General features: G+C 36.7%; 20 protein-coding genes and 1 pseudogene. 13 read left to right on the forward strand and 8 right to left on the reverse strand.

All coding sequences use genetic code 11. From position 1 onward, the window contains the following. The first annotated feature begins 30 nt into the window (after positions 1 to 30). Complete coding sequence (locus AC0L5Q_RS16405) at positions 31 to 333, forward strand: DUF3088 family protein (protein ID WP_473611455.1); 303 nt, start codon at positions 31 to 33, stop codon at positions 331 to 333. A gap of 234 nt (positions 334 to 567) precedes the next feature. Here the strand turns inward: AC0L5Q_RS16405 and AC0L5Q_RS16410 are convergent, their stop codons facing one another. From AC0L5Q_RS16410 to AC0L5Q_RS16425, 4 genes are all read right to left on the reverse strand, one after another. After that, positions 568 to 744: a DUF6435 family protein gene (locus AC0L5Q_RS16410; RefSeq protein ID WP_473611458.1), complete on the reverse strand. Its 177-nt coding sequence runs from the start codon at positions 742 to 744 to the stop codon at positions 568 to 570. A gap of 642 nt (positions 745 to 1,386) precedes the next feature. Further along, a complete protein-coding gene (locus AC0L5Q_RS16415; RefSeq protein WP_473611462.1) occupies positions 1,387 to 2,259 on the reverse strand; it encodes a nuclear transport factor 2 family protein in 873 nt (290 codons plus the stop codon). Next, positions 2,259 to 3,368: an ester cyclase gene (locus AC0L5Q_RS16420; protein WP_473611466.1), complete on the reverse strand. Its 1,110-nt coding sequence runs from the start codon at positions 3,366 to 3,368 to the stop codon at positions 2,259 to 2,261. The genes AC0L5Q_RS16415 and AC0L5Q_RS16420 overlap by 1 nt, the downstream gene beginning before the upstream one ends. Positions 3,369 to 3,384: 16 nt before the next feature. Beyond that, on the reverse strand, positions 3,385 to 4,995 hold the full coding sequence (locus AC0L5Q_RS16425; protein WP_473611470.1) for a sodium:solute symporter family transporter: 1,611 nt from the start codon (positions 4,993 to 4,995) through the stop codon (positions 3,385 to 3,387). 226 nt (positions 4,996 to 5,221) lie between these two features. Between AC0L5Q_RS16425 and AC0L5Q_RS16430 the strand changes: the two genes are divergently transcribed. Further along, entirely contained in the window at positions 5,222 to 6,232 is a 1,011-nt protein-coding gene (locus tag AC0L5Q_RS16430; RefSeq protein ID WP_473611474.1) for a nuclear transport factor 2 family protein, read from the forward strand. 85 nt (positions 6,233 to 6,317) lie between these two features. Here the strand turns inward: AC0L5Q_RS16430 and AC0L5Q_RS16435 are convergent, their stop codons facing one another. Continuing rightward, the gene (locus AC0L5Q_RS16435) at positions 6,318 to 7,298 is read right to left on the reverse strand and encodes an ester cyclase (protein ID WP_473611478.1); all 981 of its coding nucleotides are present in this window, start codon (positions 7,296 to 7,298) and stop codon (positions 6,318 to 6,320) included. 129 nt (positions 7,299 to 7,427) lie between these two features. Here AC0L5Q_RS16435 and AC0L5Q_RS16440 point away from each other — a divergent pair, with 129 nt between their 5' ends. Next, a complete protein-coding gene (locus AC0L5Q_RS16440; RefSeq protein ID WP_473611481.1) occupies positions 7,428 to 8,432 on the forward strand; it encodes an ester cyclase in 1,005 nt (334 codons plus the stop codon). A gap of 63 nt (positions 8,433 to 8,495) precedes the next feature. Here the strand turns inward: AC0L5Q_RS16440 and AC0L5Q_RS16445 are convergent, their stop codons facing one another. Continuing rightward, positions 8,496 to 9,710 (reverse strand): hypothetical protein, encoded by a 1,215-nt coding sequence (locus tag AC0L5Q_RS16445; RefSeq protein WP_473611485.1) that lies wholly within the window; start codon positions 9,708 to 9,710, stop codon positions 8,496 to 8,498. A 335-nt stretch (positions 9,711 to 10,045) separates the two neighbouring features. On the opposite strand from AC0L5Q_RS16445, the gene AC0L5Q_RS16450 reads away from it, so the two are divergent. From AC0L5Q_RS16450 to AC0L5Q_RS16460, 3 genes and pseudogenes are all read left to right on the forward strand, one after another. Next, positions 10,046 to 10,966, forward strand: coding sequence for a hypothetical protein (locus AC0L5Q_RS16450; RefSeq protein ID WP_473611489.1), 921 nt, complete (start codon positions 10,046 to 10,048; stop codon positions 10,964 to 10,966). Between the two features lie 84 nt (positions 10,967 to 11,050). Continuing rightward, the gene (locus AC0L5Q_RS16455) at positions 11,051 to 12,016 is read left to right on the forward strand and encodes a hypothetical protein (protein ID WP_473611492.1); all 966 of its coding nucleotides are present in this window, start codon (positions 11,051 to 11,053) and stop codon (positions 12,014 to 12,016) included. 49 nt (positions 12,017 to 12,065) lie between these two features. Further along, positions 12,066 to 12,326, forward strand: a pseudogene (locus AC0L5Q_RS16460) (Txe/YoeB family addiction module toxin). 44 nt (positions 12,327 to 12,370) lie between these two features. Here the strand turns inward: AC0L5Q_RS16460 and AC0L5Q_RS16465 are convergent. Continuing rightward, complete coding sequence (locus tag AC0L5Q_RS16465) at positions 12,371 to 13,759, reverse strand: S8 family serine peptidase (RefSeq protein ID WP_473611496.1); 1,389 nt, start codon at positions 13,757 to 13,759, stop codon at positions 12,371 to 12,373. A gap of 164 nt (positions 13,760 to 13,923) precedes the next feature. Here AC0L5Q_RS16465 and AC0L5Q_RS16470 point away from each other — a divergent pair, with 164 nt between their 5' ends. The 7 genes from AC0L5Q_RS16470 to AC0L5Q_RS16500 all read left to right on the forward strand — a co-directional run bounded on the left by AC0L5Q_RS16470 (position 13,924) and on the right by AC0L5Q_RS16500 (position 20,466). Next, the gene (locus AC0L5Q_RS16470; RefSeq protein ID WP_077340299.1) at positions 13,924 to 14,412 is read left to right on the forward strand and encodes an RNA polymerase sigma factor; all 489 of its coding nucleotides are present in this window, start codon (positions 13,924 to 13,926) and stop codon (positions 14,410 to 14,412) included. Then, positions 14,409 to 15,203, forward strand: a complete 795-nt coding sequence (locus tag AC0L5Q_RS16475; protein WP_473611501.1) for an anti-sigma factor family protein — start codon at positions 14,409 to 14,411, stop codon at positions 15,201 to 15,203. The genes AC0L5Q_RS16470 and AC0L5Q_RS16475 overlap by 4 nt, the downstream gene beginning before the upstream one ends. Positions 15,204 to 15,540: 337 nt before the next feature. Beyond that, positions 15,541 to 16,062 (forward strand): CC0125/CC1285 family lipoprotein, encoded by a 522-nt coding sequence (locus tag AC0L5Q_RS16480; protein ID WP_473611504.1) that lies wholly within the window; start codon positions 15,541 to 15,543, stop codon positions 16,060 to 16,062. Between the two features lie 356 nt (positions 16,063 to 16,418). Then, positions 16,419 to 17,609: a formaldehyde dehydrogenase, glutathione-independent gene (fdhA, locus tag AC0L5Q_RS16485; protein ID WP_473611508.1), complete on the forward strand. Its 1,191-nt coding sequence runs from the start codon at positions 16,419 to 16,421 to the stop codon at positions 17,607 to 17,609. A 249-nt stretch (positions 17,610 to 17,858) separates the two neighbouring features. Further along, positions 17,859 to 19,442 carry a lipase family alpha/beta hydrolase gene (locus AC0L5Q_RS16490; RefSeq protein WP_473611510.1) on the forward strand — a complete coding sequence of 528 codons (1,584 nt, stop codon included), beginning with the start codon at positions 17,859 to 17,861 and terminating at the stop codon, positions 19,440 to 19,442. A gap of 160 nt (positions 19,443 to 19,602) precedes the next feature. Next, complete coding sequence (locus AC0L5Q_RS16495) at positions 19,603 to 20,097, forward strand: hypothetical protein (protein WP_473611513.1); 495 nt, start codon at positions 19,603 to 19,605, stop codon at positions 20,095 to 20,097. A 90-nt stretch (positions 20,098 to 20,187) separates the two neighbouring features. Further along, on the forward strand, positions 20,188 to 20,466 hold the full coding sequence (locus tag AC0L5Q_RS16500) for a hypothetical protein (protein WP_473611517.1): 279 nt from the start codon (positions 20,188 to 20,190) through the stop codon (positions 20,464 to 20,466). A gap of 92 nt (positions 20,467 to 20,558) precedes the next feature. On the opposite strand, the gene AC0L5Q_RS16505 is transcribed toward AC0L5Q_RS16500, so the two are convergent. Continuing rightward, complete coding sequence (locus AC0L5Q_RS16505) at positions 20,559 to 21,329, reverse strand: HpcH/HpaI aldolase family protein (RefSeq protein ID WP_473611519.1); 771 nt, start codon at positions 21,327 to 21,329, stop codon at positions 20,559 to 20,561. Between the last annotated feature and the right edge of the window lie 9 nt (positions 21,330 to 21,338).

Genomic DNA, 21,338 nt, shown 5'->3' on the forward strand with positions numbered 1-21,338 from the left:
TATTTTTCCCTCAACGTAGAGTAATTATCGATGAAACCAATATTATTTCTTTTAAAAATGCCATTCGAAGATGGGCCAGAAAAAAAAATGTGGATATGCCCACCCTGTGCGCTTGTTGAGGGAGCTTTATTGTCAAATAAGCACTGGGAGGATGTTGTAGATATTCGCCGAGTAGATTTCCCAAGACCAAGAAAAGAGGTGATTGATATGTTAGGTGAAGAAAATCAAGGGCTTCCTGCACTAATAGTGGATAATGAAAATTTCCTTACAGACGCAAAGGAAATAATTAATTATTTAGCAAATGAATTTGGTGGAGCGGCAGCACTTCCGTAATTTTTAGTAAGCCGAATATACAAATCTTATTAATATACCTAAGCGCTCTGAAATATGCATCTTGATTGGTAACAGGTATAAATCGAGTATGTGTTTTATTTTTTGTGGAAATCGTATTCTATTTAGCTGCGAATAGGCAGCTAAATAGACAGTAAATAAATAACTACTTACTCGCTGGGTGTGGCTCTATATCAAAGCCCCCACAGAAGCCTTTATGATAATATTGCAATTAGGTTACTTTCCAGTTTTCTCTATTTCTTTTATTTGTTTATGTATTTCTTCTGCTTCAAAGGTTAATTCTGAGTAACTTTTTATGTCGCCATTTCTTTGGGCCTGCATGGCTTTTTCTAGTTTAGCTTCATAAAGTTTATTGAGCTTTTTGGTTGGGTCTGATTTAAATAGTGAAAACATTAAGTTTCTCGATAGCGGTAGTTAAGTAGCAATACGATTGAATCACCATAATAGATTACTTGTGGTGAGAATTAAAAAGAATGGGTCAGTTTTTCCTCTAATCTTCTCTTTAGTTTTTCTCTGTGGTTTAAAATCATTGTTTAAAGAAGGGGAGCTGTACACGGATAAGTTAATAATGAATTCGGTCAATTAACGCTATACACCTTTCTCTTGAACTCTTCTCTGTGGTTTAAAATCATTGTTTAAAGAAAGGAAGCTGTACACGGATAATTTAAAAACAAATTCAGTGGGTTAACGCTGTGCACCTTTCTCTTGAACTCTTCTCTATGGTTTAAAATCATTGTTTAAAGAAAGGGAGCTGTACACGGATAAGTTAACAATGAATTCAGTCAATTAACGCTATGTATCTTTCTCTTAATCTTTTCTCTATGGTTTAAAATCAATGTTTAAATAAGGGGAGCTGTACACGGATAAGTTAACAATGAATTCAGTCAATTAACGCTATGTATCTTTCTCTTAATCTTTTCTCTGTGGTTAATAAATTTTTTAAAAAGTAGAATTTTTAGAAGGGGAGGCGTGCTTGAATGTATATCGCTCTAAATTAAGAGCGATATACATTTAATGTTGATTCAGCGTTTATATTTATACAAACGGATAACTAAGGCCATATTGCTTGTATAAAGCTAACCAGTCTATTTGTAATTGTTCTTCTACAATATGTTTATTTTCTATAGTCAGCACTGAAATAACCGGCACACGAATACGCTTAATTTTACCGTTATCAATATAGTCGCCATCAATATGCCACTTTACTGCAAGTGAGCTTTCTGCTTTATCAACACATATGTTTTCTAACTGGCAATAACTGCGGTTCATACGATTATGTACTTTCAGTTGAAAGTCGCGTAGTTGCTTAAAACCTTCATGAGAGCCAAAGCCTGCTATTTGTATATGTGCATTATCGCTATAAATGTTTTTAAAGCTAGCGAGTTGTTTTCCTTGCCATATATTCCACCATTGATTTACCGTTTCGCTAATGCTGTTAGGTAAGTCACATACATCGTTAGGCGTGGCATGATAACTTTTAGGGTGTAACTGATGATCAAATTGACTGAGTAACAAAGGATCTGGTGTTGGCAGCGCATCAATTAAAACACTAGGCTCTTGCTGTAATAATTTGGCAAGGGCTAAGGTATCTACTACACAATGCAAACGTTTAATATGCTCGTTGTTATGCTCAAAGAAAAAAGTGATAGAAACGTTTTCGTTGTTACTTGACGATTCTTTCGATAGTTCTATATATAGTGCTGAAAAATTATCGCCCTGTATTTCTTGCTGCTTAGTTACTTGTAAAAAGCCAAATTGCTCTAAGCTTTTAAGCCATAACTTGTTTATTTGCATACTACCGTAAGCGGTAAAGTCGTGCTGTTTCCATGCCGTGCTGTGCAAAATACGAGACGATAACTGTGCTAAATCACCTTCTGTGTATAACGAGATAAGTTGATTAAACATCATTAAACTCCTTGTGCTAATAATGGTAGTGAATGACCCGACTCGCGGATCATATTAGCGTATAAAGAAATTTCATCGAATACGGTAACTTCTTTAATTATTTTCTGATTTTTTACTCGCATATGGGTACAACCTAATACAAAAAAGCGGTTACCTTTTAATGATGATAATCTGTCGATATGTGGGTTAAAGGTTCCAGCTACCGACCATCTAATGGCAATATCTATTGTGTCGTCGTCAAAGCCTGTTACGCCAATATGATCAATCGTCATTTTGGCGTCAGGGCATTGTGCTAACCACTGAATTAAGGTGCCGCTAATTTGAGCTAAACCTGTTGATTGTCTACCTCCTGGCCATTGATGCGCAGCCGCAACATGATAAAACTGCGTTAAGGTAGAAAATTGTTTTTGATTAAATAAGGTTTGCGCCCAAGCATGAACAAAGCTTTCAGTTGTCCAACTACTTTCGGTAAAGCTTAACTCTGTTCTGTGTTTTGCTTCGAGTACACGATTGTATTCACTGTTATACCATTCGTTAAAGGTATCGTTAGGTGTAAGGGCTGAAAAATGAATAGCAGCATCAATAAGATCAAGCCCTAATTGGCTGATCAAAAAGCTATTATCTCGCACTAACCATTCTTTAATTATTTTGTTTTCAAAACAAACACAATCAGCAATAGTCGTTACTCGTCCTGTTTTATTGGTGGCTAAACCAAAATCAGAATTACCTGTGTTGGTCATAATACTGGTAATTAAATGTGACGAATAATAAGTGCCGTCAGCTTCTTCTTTCCATATAACGTTTTCGCCAATTAAGCTTCTGTCAGGGAAAGCTGCAATGGTTTTTAGAGTGTTTTGAACCACTTGCTCAACACATTCAGAATATCCACCCAAGGTAAATACTGGGCAAATTTCGCCGTAATATCGGTAGCATAATCCCACATTTTTTTGTTCCCAAATGCGGTGAGTTATACGAATAATGTAATCAACAATATCAACGAATTCATCATCGAACCCTGTAAGCGCTTGTTGCTTGGTACCTGCTGGCTCTAACAACGTTGTTAGAGGTTGCCAATGTACCTGTGTTATTGATTTGTTTAACTTAATACTCATAGTTTAACTCGTTACTTTAAATGAATAGCTCAAAAGAGAATAAAAATACTAGGGTGAAAATGAAGAAGCCAAAGAGTGAATAACAGACTTTGTCGACCTTGCCTGGTACTAAATACCAACCATTTTCTTTTTCTGGTTTGCCACTATCGGCAAAGGCTTTAATTTGACCTTTAACGCTATAAGGCGAGTATTCAGCTTGTTTACCATCAATGGCAATACTGGCAATAATCGTAATAACAACGTTAACGAAAGCGCCTATAGCTGCGTACCAAGGCCATGCTACATCGGTGTAAATGGCGGTATAAGCAACAGCTAATACACCAACAAATGTGCCTACTAATAGCCCACGCTCCGTTGCGTGTTTAGAGAAAAAACCTAAACCAAACATCCCTAATTGTGCACCAACGAAATACGAGCCGACTTTACTTAACACTTCTAAAATAGAGCCTGAGCTGTGTAGGTGGTACATAATGGCAGGGAAAACAATTACCGCAGCCCAAAACACCGTGAAAACGCGCGATACCTTGAGGTAATGCTTATCGGTTTCATTAGGTTTGAAATACTTTTTATAAAAATCTAGCGTTGATACGGTAGATAAAGAATTAAATGCGGAGTCTAAACTCGACATAGAAGCAGCCATAACTGCAGCAGCAATAATACCCATTAAGCCAGGCATTCCATATTGAGAAGCAAATTCTAAAATAATGGTGTTTTCGTTTTCAAACGGTTTACCTTGATAATAGTTGTAAAACAAAATACCTAAAATAATGAAAAAGAAGTAAACAAAGAAAGCTAAAAATCCCATTAATAAGTAAGACTTTTTAGCATCACCAATGTTTTTAGCCGCTAGCGTACGTTGCACCATCATTTGGTTAGTGCCGTATACGGTAATATGGTAAAGAGTCATTGCTAATATACCTGACCAAACGGTGGTGGTATTGGCAAAATCGAAATCGAAATTAAGTGGATTGGTTTTACCTTGAGCTTTCAGTTGTGCAAGGCTTTCCATCACTGGGGTTGTACTTGTGTCGATAAGTGCGTACATAATGATACCTGCACCTAAAAACAGTATGCCCGACTGAATAACATCGGTCCAAATAACGGCGGTTATTCCTCCCATTACGGTATAAATAAGGGCTATTATAGTCACAATAAATATGGCGGTAATTTCAGGAATACCCGTAATAAAACTCAGTACAATGGAGGTCGCATAAAGTACCGCCGCTGAGCTCATAGTTTGCGATATTAACCAAATTCCTGATATTAACCCACGTGCTTTCTTACCAAAGCGTTTTTCTTGGTATTCGTAAATCGAGGCAACGCCAGCGTTATAAAAGAATGGGAAGAAAAAAGTAATTACCGCAATAATAACAAGTGGGTAATTAAGGTGAATAGCAATAACCGATAGGCCGTCTTTGTATGCCCATGCTGGCGCACCTAAAAAAGTTAATGCACTCACGTAAGTGGCAATAACAGAAATACCTATTGCCCACCAAGGGGTTGTTTTTTGTCCGAGGTAAAAGTCGTCAGACGAACTCACTTTTTTACTGACCACATAACCAAGAAAAAGGTTACCGAGTATATAAACGATTAATATCGTCCAATTTAGCATTCCAAATTCTGTCATAGATATCTCTCTTTAAGATTATATTGAAGTCTTATATTGTTACTCATTCTTCGTTGACTTCGAAGTCATTTAAACATAGCATTGTTTAAAATAATATGAAAGTAGATATTCAGTAAATTGAGTGGAAACATTTCATTTTAAGCATAAAATTAACCCAAAGGTTTAATGTAGCTGATAATTTTAACCTTATTATTTTTTTAGCTGTATTGGAAAATTGAGACTATAAATGACAAACGAACAAGAAAATAAAAACTTTATACTTGAGTATTATCAGGCGTTAGAAGCATCAACATCTGAAACAGTAGGTGATGTATTAGCTCAATATATGAGTGATGATTGCCAATGGTATGGCGTGCATCCATTTAATGAACAAAAAGGGCCGCAAGCTGTCAATGAGGTGTTTTGGCAGCCTTTTATGCATGCCTTTAAAAGCATTCAACGTCGACAAGATGTATTCATGGCTGGAGTTAGTGGTAACGACAAAGCTAACTGGGTAACGAGTATGGGGCACTTTATGGTGCAGTTCGATAAAGACTGGTTAGGTATTCCGCGTTCAGGCAGAATGGCTATGGTGCGTTATGCTGATTTTAACTGTATTGAAAACGGTAAAATTATACGCTCTGGTTTTTTCTGCGACATTATTAGTGTTATGAATCAAGTGGGTATTAATCCTTTACCGCAAGCAACAGGGCATTCATTTATTTACCCCGGCCCAAGAACTCATGATGGAATTCAGTTAGACGATAAAGATCCTGCTGAAGCTGAAAAAACCATGGCATTGCTCAATCAAATGATTGAGGACTTCTCGCAACTCAATAAAACGGCTAATGATAATTATCCACCTGAAATTTTAGAAAAAACATGGTCTAAAGACATGGTGTGGTACGGTCCTGCAGGAATAGGCGCTACTTATACTATTCCTAAGTTTCAAGAGCAGCATTCTTACCCGTTTAGGCAAGGGTTAAAAGACAAGGTATTTAATGGCCATATTTGTCGATACGCAGAAGGTAACTATGCGTGCTTCTTTGGCTGGCCTAATTTAAGCAGTACGCCTATTGGGGGCTTTTTAGGTTTACCCGGTGGCGACATAAGAGCTGACATGAGAGTGGTTGATGTATATCGTCGTGAAGGTGATAAGTTAATGGAAAACTGGGTCTTAATTGATATTCCTTATTGGTTAAAACAACAAGGTTTAGATATTTTAGAACGTAGTAGAAAAATTAATAACCCAAGTTAACGAGCGTTTATGCTTATTAAAGATATAAAAAAGGAAGCTCAATGCTTCCTATTTTGATTTTTAAAACAGCTATTTATGGTAAAGATTAACAGGCTTTACCTTGTTTTTGTTCTCTCATCATGGCAAATACATCAATACCCATTTGCATGCACATATCAATAATATCAATAGCGACCCAGTTTTCTTTAAGTAACTCACCTTCGCGGCGCCATATGTCCATAACTCGTAGCGATAATTCTTTATTGGTAGGTGGTAAACCTAACCAGCCGCCAACAGAATGTGTACCGTGCATATGTGGCCAACCACCTGTTGATACATAATTATTGTGTGCTACCAAGGTGGCTTTATGATCAACACTTCTGTCAGGGAAACTAAATACAAATGGTCCTTGATGATTATCTCTAAAGCCTTCAATACCGCGTGTAGTGCCTATTCCTGCAGGACCATACCACATAAAGTCGCTGTGCCAAAAGTTTTGTAATTGCATGCTGGCTAACGACTTTCCGTCGAAACGGCCAAGCTCATCAAGCATATCAATAACTAATTGTTGAGACTTTTGTGATTCGCTTTCATCTGCTTTGTTTGAATCGCCGTAGCATAAACCGTCCATTGTTGATGGCGGCATAATTAAACCATCGTGACCTAGGCTTTTTCTTAACGGGTTAACGCCTGCTTGGTTCATGGCATCTAAAAAGTCGAGAATAATAAAGCATTCTTTAACTTTACCTTCTTCTAGCTTTACCAGTTCGGTATAACGTAAATAGAGGGTTCTATTGGTAGCAGGTATATCAAGTAAATCTTTTGCAAAAGTACCTACAAAATAACCTGTACCGGCAATCCATTGTGCGCCTTGGTATTCACTTTCAATGTGAATAAAGGGCTTTCTTTCAATATCGGGTAGGGCGGTAATTAAAGGTTGCCAAAACTGACTTAACATTTGTGCTTTGTTATGTAGCTCGTTAATTGGAGCACTAACATTCCATTGCACATCATCAGCTACGTAAGCTTCAATATTATCGGCAGAAGATTTAAGTTGTAGATATAATTTATCTAGCAATGTTGTCATTTTATTTCTCCATCAAAAGTTTTACTTGAAATACATTTTTTGCAGAGTATCATTGAATGACTTCGAAGTCATAGTGTTTTTTTAGTTGAATTTAAATATTATGGCAAAGAGCCACAAGAGAGAGCAGCAATGGAACAATTACATACAAATCATAAAGCATTACTTAAACCATTAAGGCAGGCTTTATATAATTTTGATCGCGTATCCGTTTTAAATGAGTTGAACCACGTGTTAGCGTCTGATGCAGTGGTGAAATTATCTTATCCGTTCGAAACGTTACATGGCGCTCAAACTTTTTTCGATATAGCTTACCAGCCTTTAAATAATGCTATACCCGATCTAGAACGTAGAGAAACTATAGTCATGGCAGGCGATAGTGAAGACGGTAGTCATTGGGTTGGTATGTGTGGATATTACACAGGCAGCTTTGAAAAAAGTTGGTTAGATATTCCGCCTACAGGCCATCAAGTCTCAATGCGTTTTCATGAGTTTTACCGCATTAAAAATAACAAAGTGGTAGAAATACAAGCTATTTGGGATGTGCCAGAAGTAATGATACAAGCCAAAGCTTGGCCTATGGTACCTAGTTTAGGAAGAGAGTGGCATGTGCCAGCTCCGGCGACACAAGATGGCTTAAGTATTCAAGAAAATCATTTGTCAGCTAGCAGTATTAAGTTAGTTGAAGATATGTGTAACTCGTTAGGTAACTATGCCACAGGCGGTGTTGAAGCGATGGAACTTGAAAAGTACTGGCATCCTAAATGTAGCTGGTATGGTCCGTCGGGTATAGGAACAGGGCGAGGCATTAAAGGCTTTAGAAATTGGCATCAAATTCCGTTTTTAAATGGCATGCCTAACCGAGTGGGTGATGTTGAAAAAGGCTATTTATTTGGTGATGGAAACTATGTAGGTTTTACCGCATGGCCCGGTATGCAAATGACGATTAGTAACGACGGCTGGTTAGGTATAGCACCGGCTAATCAACAAATTACTATGCGCAGTTTAGATTTTTGGCGCTGCGAAAACGGTGTAATAAGAGAAAACTGGGTGTTAGTAGACATACTACATGTTTATCATCAAATAGGGGTTGATGTATTAGCGCGTATGCGAGAATTTAATAAAGCGCGTTGTTAGCATACTGCTAGATTTGAAGAGTACTGCAGGTGCAGTACTCTTTGTGTTTTGATCAAAGGATGATTAACCAAAAATAGCGCGCATTAAACCAATAGCTTGTTCTACGCTTTTACCACCTTTTACTTGGTTAATAAGTGTATCGCGCTTGCTGTGTAAATATTCTGGAATATCTTCCGACTCTAGCGCTTTATCTACTAGCATTTCAGCAGATTCTTTACTGCGTTTTTTAGGTGTTGCTCTTGATTTAGTCGCTGCTTTATTTAGCGCTTTATCACGAAAACGAATAAAGTTAGAGTTTTGCGCTAAATCAGCATCAGCAAATAAAAATAAATCAATTAATACCGCGCGGTTTTTCCATAAAGTGAGTTCTTTATTTTCAGCATCTACTTCTGTGCTATCAGCAACTGTTGGCTCAGCCTGATTCCACCATGCGAAAGTGTGCAAGGTTGCTATCATGTCTTGCCAGTATGATGAAAAATCAGTATTTTTAAATTTAGGGATCGACATACCTTGGCATAAAATATCTATTTTATTATTGTTTAATGCAATAAATTGGTCGGGTCTACGCATAGCTAATAAGCGTGTTGCAGCAGCTAATGGCGCTTTGGTCTTTTGTGGTTTTTCCGGAGCATACTCTTCAAAAATTTTCTGATAATCGCTAACAAAACTTTGGTAGTTTTCGTAAGTTACATCACCCGTTAAAGGAATATGAGCTAATGCAATATCAAATTTTTCTGGCGACTGTTCAAGTAATACGTGAAAAGCTTTGGCACCTTTAGTACTCGCAAACCATTCAATATCAAAATTATAAATACTATGGTCGTGTTCGCTTGTATGTTTACCTGCAAAAGCTAAACGGTCTTCTATCAGTAATTCAGCTAAAGGTTTTTCACGTATGCCATCAATATAGGTGAGTAAAAGTAAGCGTTCATCTAAAGCATGTATAGTGTTTTGCTGCTCAATAAAATCAACAAATATTGGCCATGGTGCAATACGAGCCATTTTAAACTGGCTAAGGGTAAAGCCCGCTTCAAGTACATCTTGCATTTTTTTTAATGGGACTAATTGTTCATCTTCAACAAGATCCATATTAAGATCTTCACGACATAATCTGATTAATTCCCCACACCAGCCTAAAAAATCATCTGGCCAATGTTCAACTTTTATCGCCATCAAATTTAAGCTCAGCGGCGGAACATATTTAAGGAAATTTTGATAAACCTGATTTTCAGCTTCAGACAATGGCATTTCTACGGGTAAAGATAACAACTTTTTCATTAAATTCTACAAACTCTAGTAGGAGGACTATTTTCAGTCATATTGGCTACAACAATGAAAATACAAAGGGGAATATGGATCATACGCACTTATCAAGGCATTGCAAATAATAGTAAAGCATAAGACCACACGGAAAAATGAGATTTAGCCCGAAATGATTATTTGCAATGAATAAAAGGCTTTTATTAAGGAGTAATAAAAACATATTGAAAAATAAACTAATAGAATCATATGTTTAATTTTTATTTAAATTTTTATGAAAAAAATTTGGAATAAACATCATGCACCAACCGTTACCTTAGTGAATTTACTAAAAACTCTCTGAGGACAACATTATGATGAATTTAACTAAAACAGCTTTATATATTTCATGTGCACTAACAACAACTGTATTTGCAAATACTGACGCAAACTTAACTTTTTCAAAAAACAGCAATACACAAGCTGAATATCAAGCAGAGCAAACTCAACTTGATACTTCGTCAAATATGCAAAACGATGCGAGTGCGTCATCTGAGCAACAAGTTGCAACAGATACAAATCAATCAGCACAAGCAAGCGAATCAACGCAAAGTAATAACCAACTTATGCTTGCAGACAATAATAGTCTTGATGCAAATGCTGATAAAGAGAACGGTGCAGAAGGTGGTGGCTCAGTAACAAAAGAGTCAACCACAGAACCTAAAACGGAAACGAAAGAAAACACCAACACAGCCAAAGCTAATTCTGAAAGCGAAACGAGTAGTGAAACATCAATGTCGTTAGATAGCGCATTGTATACTGAAACGTTAACGAAAACGGGTACACAATTACAAACTCAGTTAGGTGAAAGTCAAACCTTGTTGCAAGAGTCGTTAACATCAGGTGTTACAACAAGTCAAAACGTGCTCTTAGCAAGTGGCGAAAAAATAGACCTTGCTGTAACCGGTAGTGCGCAACAAGCTACAGCAATAGGTAATAATTTGTCATCAAGTGTTGAACAAAACACAAGCGTTATTGTAGAGCAAGCGATTGATCATACCGTTAATGCCAATTTAGCTGGCGAGTTATTAAGTAGCACAGAAGCACTCACTAATGCGGAAGTAAACAATGTATTAACGCAAACTATTAGCGCGACAATTAATGCCACTACTGAGCAAAGTGTGAATAGCAGCCTGACTCAAAATATATCAGACCAAATTAACAATGCAGTTGCCTTAACGGTTGATAACTCAGTAGACAATGCGATTAACGCTAGCTCAGGCTTAGGTATCTAATTTACCTCATAAAAAGGCGAGTTCCCCTCTCGTCTTTTCTTTCACTTTTTTAATTTTATTTATGCCGTATTCTGGAGCATCCACATGAAAAAACTTAACCAACCTTTAATCATTAGCACATTATTCGTTTCAGCGATTGCTAGCGTAGTGCATGCCGATGCTGTTGGCCTAACTTGGGAAATTAACAGTGGCCTAAAACATGACGATACGTTAACCGTTGCCGAGCTTGATCAAGTAAGCGAACAATCGGATGTTGCATTAACCTTGCAAGGCGAAGCAAAAATAAAATGGAAAATATCGCCTAAATTAACCTTAAAATCTAACTTAAGTTATCAAGTAAACGACTACCAAACTTATAACGATTATGATTTAAATTTAGCAAAAATAGCTTTTGATTTAGATTATCGTTTTACCGATGCAACCCTAGGTACTAGTTATTACTTTGTAGATGCCGAATTAGCAAAGGAAGATTTTTTACAGTTTAGTCAAAACAGTATTTATTGGTCGAGGTTGTTTGACCAACGTTATTTATTACGTGTTTCAGCCGACTATAAAAAGAAAGAATTTGCGAATTTAACTGACAGAGACGCAACAAGTTTTGGAGTTAGTAATCAACATTTTTTCTTTTTTAACCAAGCCAAAAGCTTTGTTTCACTCAACTTAAATATCGACAATGAAAACGCAAACAACAACCAGTTTGATCACCAAGCCTTAGGTGCTCGCGTCATGTATTCACATAGTTTTGAAGGTTGGGATCATAAACAACAAATACAGTTTGGCTGGCAGTTTAACAAAAAAGATTATCAACAAATAACGACCAACGAACCGTTTAGCCCTACGGATCAATTTGGCTCTAACGAGCAACCTGAGAGTAACGCACAAGCGCAACGTAAAGATAAAAGCCAAGTAGTAGACGCGCAATGGATATTCAACATAACACCCAACTGGTCGCTCAATACTAAAGTGGAATACGGTCATTATGAATCAACAATTGCTTCGTTAAATTACGACGAAACAATTAGTACGTTATCGATAAAAGGAGTGTTTTAGTTATTGCTGAGCTGGAATCTGGTAAAGGAGTAGTACGGGAGCTTATTGAATAACGCTGATCTTCCCAACTAACGCATACGAACATTATTTTTAAAGGCAAACTACCGACAAAAAAATACTAAAACGCATTAACTTGCTTATTAAAGACATTCAAAGAACTCCCTATGAGGGAATTGGAAAACTGGAACCTTTAAAGCACGGCTTATCTGGATACTGGTCTAGGCGAATAAATGACGAACATCGAATTGTTTATAAACAATTCGATGATTCAATTCTAATTGCCCAATTGCGTTATCATTATGGGGTATAAGGTTTGGATAAATAGAATAAATTGTGAAGTAATAGCTTACTGCTTTAATCCCCTAATCGACCATAACCAAATAATGGATCGTGACCTTTCTCTCCTAAATCGACAGCTTGTTGGGTTAAAAGCTGTAACAAGTCATCTTGTTTATTTTTAAACTTTGCACACGCGGCATAAGCCGTTACTACGGGTGCAGCCATCGATGTTCCGCTTTCGTAGCCAAAGTCTCCAGACAAACGGGCCGTTTTAACTGAAACACCACGCGCTGAAAAATCAACATAATCACCTCGGTTAGCCCAGCGATATAATTTATTATTTTTATCAACAGCCGTTACGCCAATTACATTTTTATAAGCTGCAGGATATAAAGGTGGTGAGTGCGGTCCTTCATTTCCTACGGCCGCAACAATGGTAATGTTTTTGGCTAAAGCCGATTCAATTACCGTAGCTAAAATAGCGTTGTTTGGCCCAGCTAAACTCATATTAATCACTGAAACGTGTTGCTCTAATAACCAATTAATACCCGCCACTAAACTAAATAAATTCGCTCCTTGGCTAAAATCGCTTTGGCCATAAAACACTTCAGCGGCAAATAACTTAGCATTAGGTAATAAAGCGGGTAGTTGTGGCGAACTGCTTATTAACAAGGCTGAAACGGCTGTGCCATGAGCTTTAGGTGGGGTTAAATTAGTAGGAACAAAACGTTGTCGTGTTACCGACTTATTCTTAAATACAGGATGTTGAACATCTATTGCGGTGTCCACCATACCTATAGATAACGGTGCTAAACAAGCTGTACTTGTTATGTTAGTTTTATTTGCATAAGCAGGGATCTTAGTTTGGTTTAGCTCTTTTAATGATTGCGTTTGATACACGTAATCGCGTGTTAGTTTTTTATGTAACGATACAGGTAGTATGGAAACGATTTTTTCAGCGCTATCAAACGACGCTTGTACTTTAAATTGCACTAAGGTTAATGCCAAAGCATTAAAGCTTTTAGTGTTTACTATTTCAATACGGTTGTTTTGCGCGAGTTGCTTTAATTGTATTAACTCTTGTTGAGAGCTCATAACTAACCATTGGCGTTCTATGGCGCGCCAACCGTTTTCTACTTCAACATCTCTAAAGAGGATTTTGCCTGCGTTGTCTAAAATATTGAGGGGCTCGGTTAAATTACCCACGGGCAAAATTAAAGAACTTACTTCGCCTTCAGGTAATTTTATTAATAATTTATTTAGGTTAGTTTGTTGTGCTGCCTTCTTTCTTATTTCTTCTGCTTTTTTATTAATAATATTATTCTGGCGATTAATGACTCTATCGTTCAATATTGAATTTTCTATACTTGACAGCGGTTTACCTAATAATCCATCTGCCTTAAGTGAAGTAGGTAGTGTTATACTTATGCAGAATATTAATACGGCTTGCCTAATATTTATCATTGTTTTTCCTATAAAATTTGCGGGCTGTATTAAGAAAACGTATTAAAAGTAAAAAAATTCCAAAAATTTGGGAATAAACTTCATTGTCATTCGTCTACCTATTATACCCGTTATCATTCAAGATGCAGGTTTCAGTGGGAACGGGTATATAACGGAGAGATTAAATGAAAAATCAAATAATTGCTTTAGTACCTATGATACGTCGATTTGCTTATTCGCTAACGGGTAATCAACACGATGCAGACGATTTATTACAAAATACCATTGAACGCTTATTAACTAAAGGCGTGCCTGAAAACGTTGAGTTAAATAAATGGATGTTTCGGGTTTGTCGTAACTTATGGATTGATGAATATCGTTCTCGTAAAGTGAGGCAAACTGCGGCAGAATCACCAGAGTTAACCGATGGTCAAATAGTGAATGACGAAAAGCAGCAAACCGATAAAATTAGCCTACAAGAAGTTAATAACGCGATGGACATTTTACCCGACGAACAACGTTCAATTTTGTCTTTAGTGGCTATTCAGGGCATGTCGTATAAAGAAGTTGCTGAAACTTTAGAAATACCCATAGGAACCGTGATGAGTCGACTATCTCGAGCGCGAATTAGTCTTAGCCAATGTTTAAATAACAGCACAGGAGTAATGGCATGAATAACGATACCTTTAGCGATGAAACTTTATCTGCCTTTTTAGATGCTGAATTACCAGAGCAACAAATGGAGCGGATCAGAGCTGCATTACTTGAAGATGATAACTTAGCTAACCGCCTAGCTGATTTAGCTATGGTTGACGAAATGATTGCGAATGAATACGACAAAATTAATCAGCAACCATTACCTGCGGCTATTAACGAATTACTCGCGGCAATTCCTGAAGATTCAGCTCCAGTAGAATCAATAAAAGCTGCTGAGCAGTTTACTGATAAAGCGCAAGCGGCGAATAAAGCAAACCATACAAATAACGAAAGTAATGTGGTTAGCCTTTGGCAACGTACTAAAAAATCAACCAATAAACCTTTTGCTATTGCGGCAAGTGTTGCAGTTGCTGCTGGGCTTTTTGCAACAGTATTTACTCAAAGCAATACAGGTAATAGCTGGCAAGAGGTTGTTCAAATATTAGAACAACAAACCAGTGGTAATGAACAAGTATTATCAAATGGACAAACGATAAAAACACAGCTTACTTTTACAAATCAGCAAGGTGATTTTTGTCGTCAGTACGACATTAATAACGAGCAAGATGTTGAACATAGTATTGCTTGTAGAGTTAACCAACAATGGGAATTAAACTTAACGGTAATAGAACAAAAACACTCAACTCAAAATTACCAAACGGCTACGTCAACGAGTTTGTTACGAGAACAAATAGATAGCATGGCAGTAGGTGATTTTTTAGATAAACAGCAAGAACAACAATTTATTAATAACCGTTGGAAAAAATAACCAGATATACCCGTTACCATTCAAGATGCAGGTTTCAGTGGGAACTAAAAACAATTTAGGCACAGATTTTACGTTCCAAACAAAATCTAAGTACATACATCCATGTATGCAAGGCATTAAGTTTACGTCATGGTTATTCCCTTACTAAAGTTAATAACGAAGCATAAATTGTTTTTAGACCCATCGAAGAAGCGCTTGAGCAAAATCACTTCTTCGTTAATGCTTTTTATAAGGGAACGACCATTATTACAAAGCATTGCCTTGAATTGATATCGCTCAAGTGCTCTGAAATAGCCTCTTGATTGGTAACGGGTATAAATCACACGAGGAAAAAACAATGAAAAAAATTATCATGTTAGTCAGTATGGTCGGTTTACTTGCCGCTTGTGCGTCAAGCCCTGAATACAGAGCAGCAAAAAATAACGGTGTTGGTTATCAAGAGAGCATTTTGAACCAAGATAAAATACGCGTGCATTTTAAAACACGTACCGACAATAAGCTAAAAGCGATTGATTACACCTTTTTACGCGCTGCTGAATTAACGGTACAGCAAGGCTACGATTGGTTTGTTGTAACGAATCGCGATGTAATTATTGACGGACAAAATCAACCACGAAGCACTATACACACAGGTATTGGGACTCGTCGAGATTGTGGTATTTACGGTTGTAGCAATCAACCCAGTACACATTTAGGTATTGGCTTTAACTTAGGCGATCAAGGGCAAGAAATTGAAAGCATTATCGATATAAAACTAGGTAAAGGTGTTCGCCCAGAACAGCAAGAAAGCTACGAAGCCCGTGAGATAATCACAAACATGCGCGCTAAGTATGAGTTGAAAGGTGAGCAAACGAATTAATCTCTGTTCAGGATGATAAGTTGAACTAAACAGCTGTTTTATACCCGTAACCATTCAAGATACACTCTGAAACTGAATTTTGATTAGTAACGGGTATATGAGCGGATTTTTAAAGCAAAACAATTCAATCCTACAAAGGACAGGCATGAGGAAAGCTGTTTATTTAAATTTTTTAAAACTTTCAGCTTGCTTTATTGTTAACATTTAACTATTGATCTGTAATAGCAAGAAAGGCTATAGTCGAGAACAATATTTGTGCTTTATTTAAGCCATTCCAAGGTTAAATAACAAATTAGATTTACGAAAATAATCAAATAGAATTTATCTATAACAATAAAACTAGGAGAGTAATTATTATGAATCAAAGTAATCGGGGCGTTATTTATAAAGGACCAGGTAAAGTTGCTGTTGAGGGAATTGATTTTCCTAAGTTATCTATAGGTAAACGCAAGTGTAATCATGGTGTTATTTTACGTGTATTAACGACTAACATATGTGGTTCAGATCAACATATGGTGCGTGGTCGTACTACGGCTGAATCAGGGTTGGTATTAGGTCATGAAATTACTGGTCAAATTATTGAGTGTGGTAGTGACGTAGAGTTTCTTCATGAAGGTGATATTGTTTCTGTTCCATTCAATATAGCATGTGGTCGTTGTCGTAATTGTAAAGAAGGCTTAACAGGCATTTGCCTTAATGTTAATCCAGCTCGTCCTGGTGCCGCCTATGGTTATGTTGATATGGGTGGTTGGGTTGGTGGCCAAGCTGAATATGTTATGGTGCCATACGCAGATTTTAATTTGTTGAAATTTCCTAATTCAGATCAAGCCATGGAAAAAATACGTGATTTGACTCTATTATCTGATATTTTCCCTACAGGTTTTCATGGTTGTGTAACCGCTGGCGTTGGTCCAGGTTCTACAGTCTATATTGCTGGAGCAGGACCTGTTGGTTTAGCTGCAGCAGTGTCAGCACAGCTGCTAGGTGCCGCTTGTGTTATTGTTGGCGACATGATTGAAGATCGTCTAGCACAAGCAAGAAGCTTTGGTTGTGAAACCATTGATTTACGTGAAGATGGCGACATGGAAGATAAACTGGAAGTTATTTTAGGTGAGCGAGAAGTCGATGCTTTTGTTGACTGTGTTGGTTTTGAAGCACATGGTTGTGGATGTAATCATGGAAAAGAAGCTCCAGCTACTGTACTTAATTCAGCGATGCAAATTACGCGGGCAGGTGGTCAAATTGGTATTCCAGGCTTGTACGTAACCGAAGATCCAGGTGCACAAGATGATGCGGCTAAAATAGGAGCATTGAGCATGCGCTTTGGTTTAGGTTGGGCTAAGTCACATTCATTCCATACAGGTCAATGTCCAGCAATGCGTTATCAGCGTCCGTTGATGCAAGCTATTTTATTTGACAAAGTTAAAATAGCTGATGCTGTTAATGTACAAATGATATCTCTAGATCAAGCGCCTGAAGGCTACGCTGATTTTGATGGTGGGGCAGCGAAGAAGTTTGTTATTGATCCTCATGGTTCATTCATTTAAGACTTGTTGAGTTAGAATTACTTATCGAACGTAGTCATGTATTCTACGTTGTTACTAAAATAAAAAACGCCTCTCAGGCGTTTTTTATTTTATACGTTTAAAAATTTTCCATGAAATAAATATTATAGATATTGCCAGAGGCTAATAATTTAGACTGTTATTGAAATGACTTGAATATACTCGTTGCAGAATGCAACATAATCATTATGTTAACGGGTATATAATTAAAAATTGTGTAGAGAATATGGTTTGATTAAAAAAACTCATCTTATAATGGTTTGTTTAGCTCTAACGCTGACATCATGCACTTATCTAAAATATTCAGCCATTCAGGCTGAGTATACAAAGCTTCAAAATGCAGATCCCAGTCAAATTAATCTAAAGCATATGTTAGACCAAGAAACCTTTTTTGTTTGGGGGAAATCAATAGCTCATTCAAATAATTATGCTAATACCCCTATAGCTATTGCTGCGTATTCTAGCAAATTTAAAAACCGTGAGCGAGTTGACACAATGTTCTTTAAAAGAACCAACACGCATTATGGTTTAAACCTTCCTGAAGGTGAGTACACCTTACTTGTTTATGCCGATATAAATAAAGATGGATTGTTTCATCAATCTGAAATAGTTGGTGAGAAAGCGTTAGCTTTAAATACAACAAACTTTCCAGACAAACTTGCCAAGCAAATAGATATAAAGCTGATAACAAGTTCTAGTGTAGATTGGGCCGAGAATATTGTAACGCCTAAAATCATTGAGACAGAGCAATCCGCGTATTATCCAGCGGGAAGTATTCGCAGCTTAGATGACCCTATGTTTGATGAAAAAATTGCCACTATGGGTATGTACGATCCTGCTTCATTTTTAGAAAATGCAAAAACTATGTTTTATGCCTTAGAAGAAAATGTTGCACATAAAATTCCTGTTATTTTTGTTCATGGTATTGGCGGTAGCTCAAGATCGTTTAAACCCATTATTGAACACATGGATAAAAATCGTTATCAAGCGTGGTTTTTTTATTATCCTTCTGGTGGCGACCTTGATCAATTAGCCGACTTTTTTTACAACATTTTTCTCTCAGGAAACGTTATTCCTATGGGGGATATGCCTATGGTAATAGTTGCTCATAGTATGGGAGGCCTTGTAGTACGAGAAGCATTTAATCAATACGAAGGCAAAGTAAATGAAAATAAAGTTGAATTGTTTGTAAGTATATCAACTCCATTTGGTGGTCATCCTTCGGCAGCTGCAGGTGAAAAGCACGGACTTATCGTATTACCTTCTTGGCGAGATTTAAATCCAACAAGCAAATTTATAAAAGAACTCTATCGAAAACCATTATCTAGACTTGTAAATCATCAGCTTTTTTATACGTTTAATAACTCAGGTATGTTGAAGTTAGGCGAAAACAGTGATGGTGTTGTACCGTTATCAAGTCAGTTGCATCCTGAAGTACAAAAGCAATCGCGTGGGCAATTTGGCTTTAACAGCGGCCATGTAGATATTTTAGAAAATAAAGACATGATCTTACACCTATTGAAAAGCATGTCTGGTATTAAGAGTATTTTTCCTGAATCACATTTAAAGATACTCGTTAATGGTGGCTTCGACGTTAATTTAACAAATGATTACAGCCTTCGTAGCCAGCATTTAATTAGTTATGCGGGTAAATATATTGTGATGTTAGTTAAAGGCATGCTCAAACCTATTAATTCGCAGCAAGAGAGTTACATTAAAGCGATTAGGGGAGAAGTGGAAGCAACTACAGAAATGGAAAAAGAATTTATAAAGTTTATGAGGGAATACCCTGAAATAGTTGATAGTGTTTTATAAGAGTAACTTTGTACTTTAAATTAGAGCAAAAAGATAAAGCTAAATCTGAGTTTAATAAAATATTGCCAACGAACCTTTGTTTGTGCATCGCTATTTAAGCAACTATTATTTGCCTCTGAATGAGGCGTTAGGTTTACAAATTTTCAACTAAGGAGTGGTTATGTTAAAAAAAATAAATATCTTTATTTTAGTTATATTTATGTCTGGATTTTCATTTGCAGAGGGTGTGATTGATAAAGAACAAGTTCTTAATATTAATAGGGAGATATATCAAGCACTATTAGATGGAGATATATCTATTATCGAAAAATATATATCTCCAGAATCTAAGATTACTATTGATTTTGATCCTGCATTAGATAAAGGGGAAACAGAAGTCTCATATGATAACTATTTAAAAATGGCTAAAGTTACAATGTCTATGATGAAAAACCCTAATGTAAATATTGAATATAAGGAGGAGATAAAATCAGCCTTTTTAGATACCAAGAACAATCAAGTAATAGTCAAATCAAGAAGTACCACTATTAGTGAAATGATGGGGATGAAATTAGAAGATATATCAGAAGATGAAAGTGTTTATGGGATTGTTAATGAACAAATAAAGTTAATATTGTTCAAAAATAAATTGATTAGCTCTAAGCCAATGAAATAAACTTACAATTTACTCAAAAGGACTAAAATGGTTGGCAAAACGTTATGTGTTTTACCAATATTTATGGTTATTTAACCTAAGGATTTAAAAATGCTTAAGAAGATGATTTTATCGGTCAGTTTATTATTATCATGTAATGCATACTGTGCGGATTTCCCTAATGTAGCGCTTACTGCTGAGCAGTGTGAAGATTGGATTTATACCGAATATTTAAGTTTAACTGAAGATAATAAAAAGGTAGTTAAAAGCTCTTGCGCTAAACGATATTCTTCGGAAAATGGAATGAGTAATTGTACTGTTTTCGAAGGCGAAGATTTCATTAAACACTTAAAGAAGCTTGCTAAAGCACAGTGCAAGGAAGAGGAATAAACACTTAGCATCAACTTGGACATGATCAAAAAAGGAACATTTTTATGTTCCTTTTTTATTTTTAAAGCGATTACTTGTACATACTTTACTTTTTATTTGTTACTCTGCTCAATGGCTTTACTAAATGTTTGCTCTAACTGAGCAGCACCACTTAACATAAACCCATGATCTGAGCTTAATAAAAACAAGCTGACGCCGGCTTTTATCCAACGAGGTAACTCGGTTAAATCACCAACAAACATGCCGCAATTTTTATTGTGTTTTTTACATGCCGCTACTATTTTTTCTACCGCGACCATAACACTTGGGTGGCTAGCGTCTGTTTGTTGTAAGGCTACGGTTAAGTCCATTCTGCCAATAAAAATACAGTCGATTCCTTCTACTTGGCAAATTTCGTCAATGTTATCTACTGCTTCAAGATCTTCTATTTGCGCGATTACACAGGTTTCGTTTTTATTGGCTAATAAGTTTTCAGGGAGTTTATTCGTGGTGTATCCGGCAAAGCGTGTTGAGCCAGCATAGCCTCTACCATCTGGGCCAAAAAAGCATTTTTTAACAATTCGGCGAGCATGTTCAGCATTTAATACATGAGGAATAACGACGCCGTCGGCACCAGTGTCTAGCGCATTTAAAATGGTTGAGTTTTCACTGTCTGGAATACGAACTACCACAGGCTTTTTCTTCGACTTCGCTGCTAAAATACAAGTGTCTAAATCGCCACGATCAAAAGGAGCATGTTCGGCATCTAAGCATAATACGTCTAAATTAGTATGAGCTAATACTTCGGTATTATGAAAATGTGTGCTTTTGATAAAAGTACCTAATAATGGTTTTTTCTGCGCTAACTTTTCTTTTAAATTCATGATTATTTC

The sequence above is a fragment of the Pseudocolwellia sp. G5-9 genome (genome assembly GCF_055808995.1).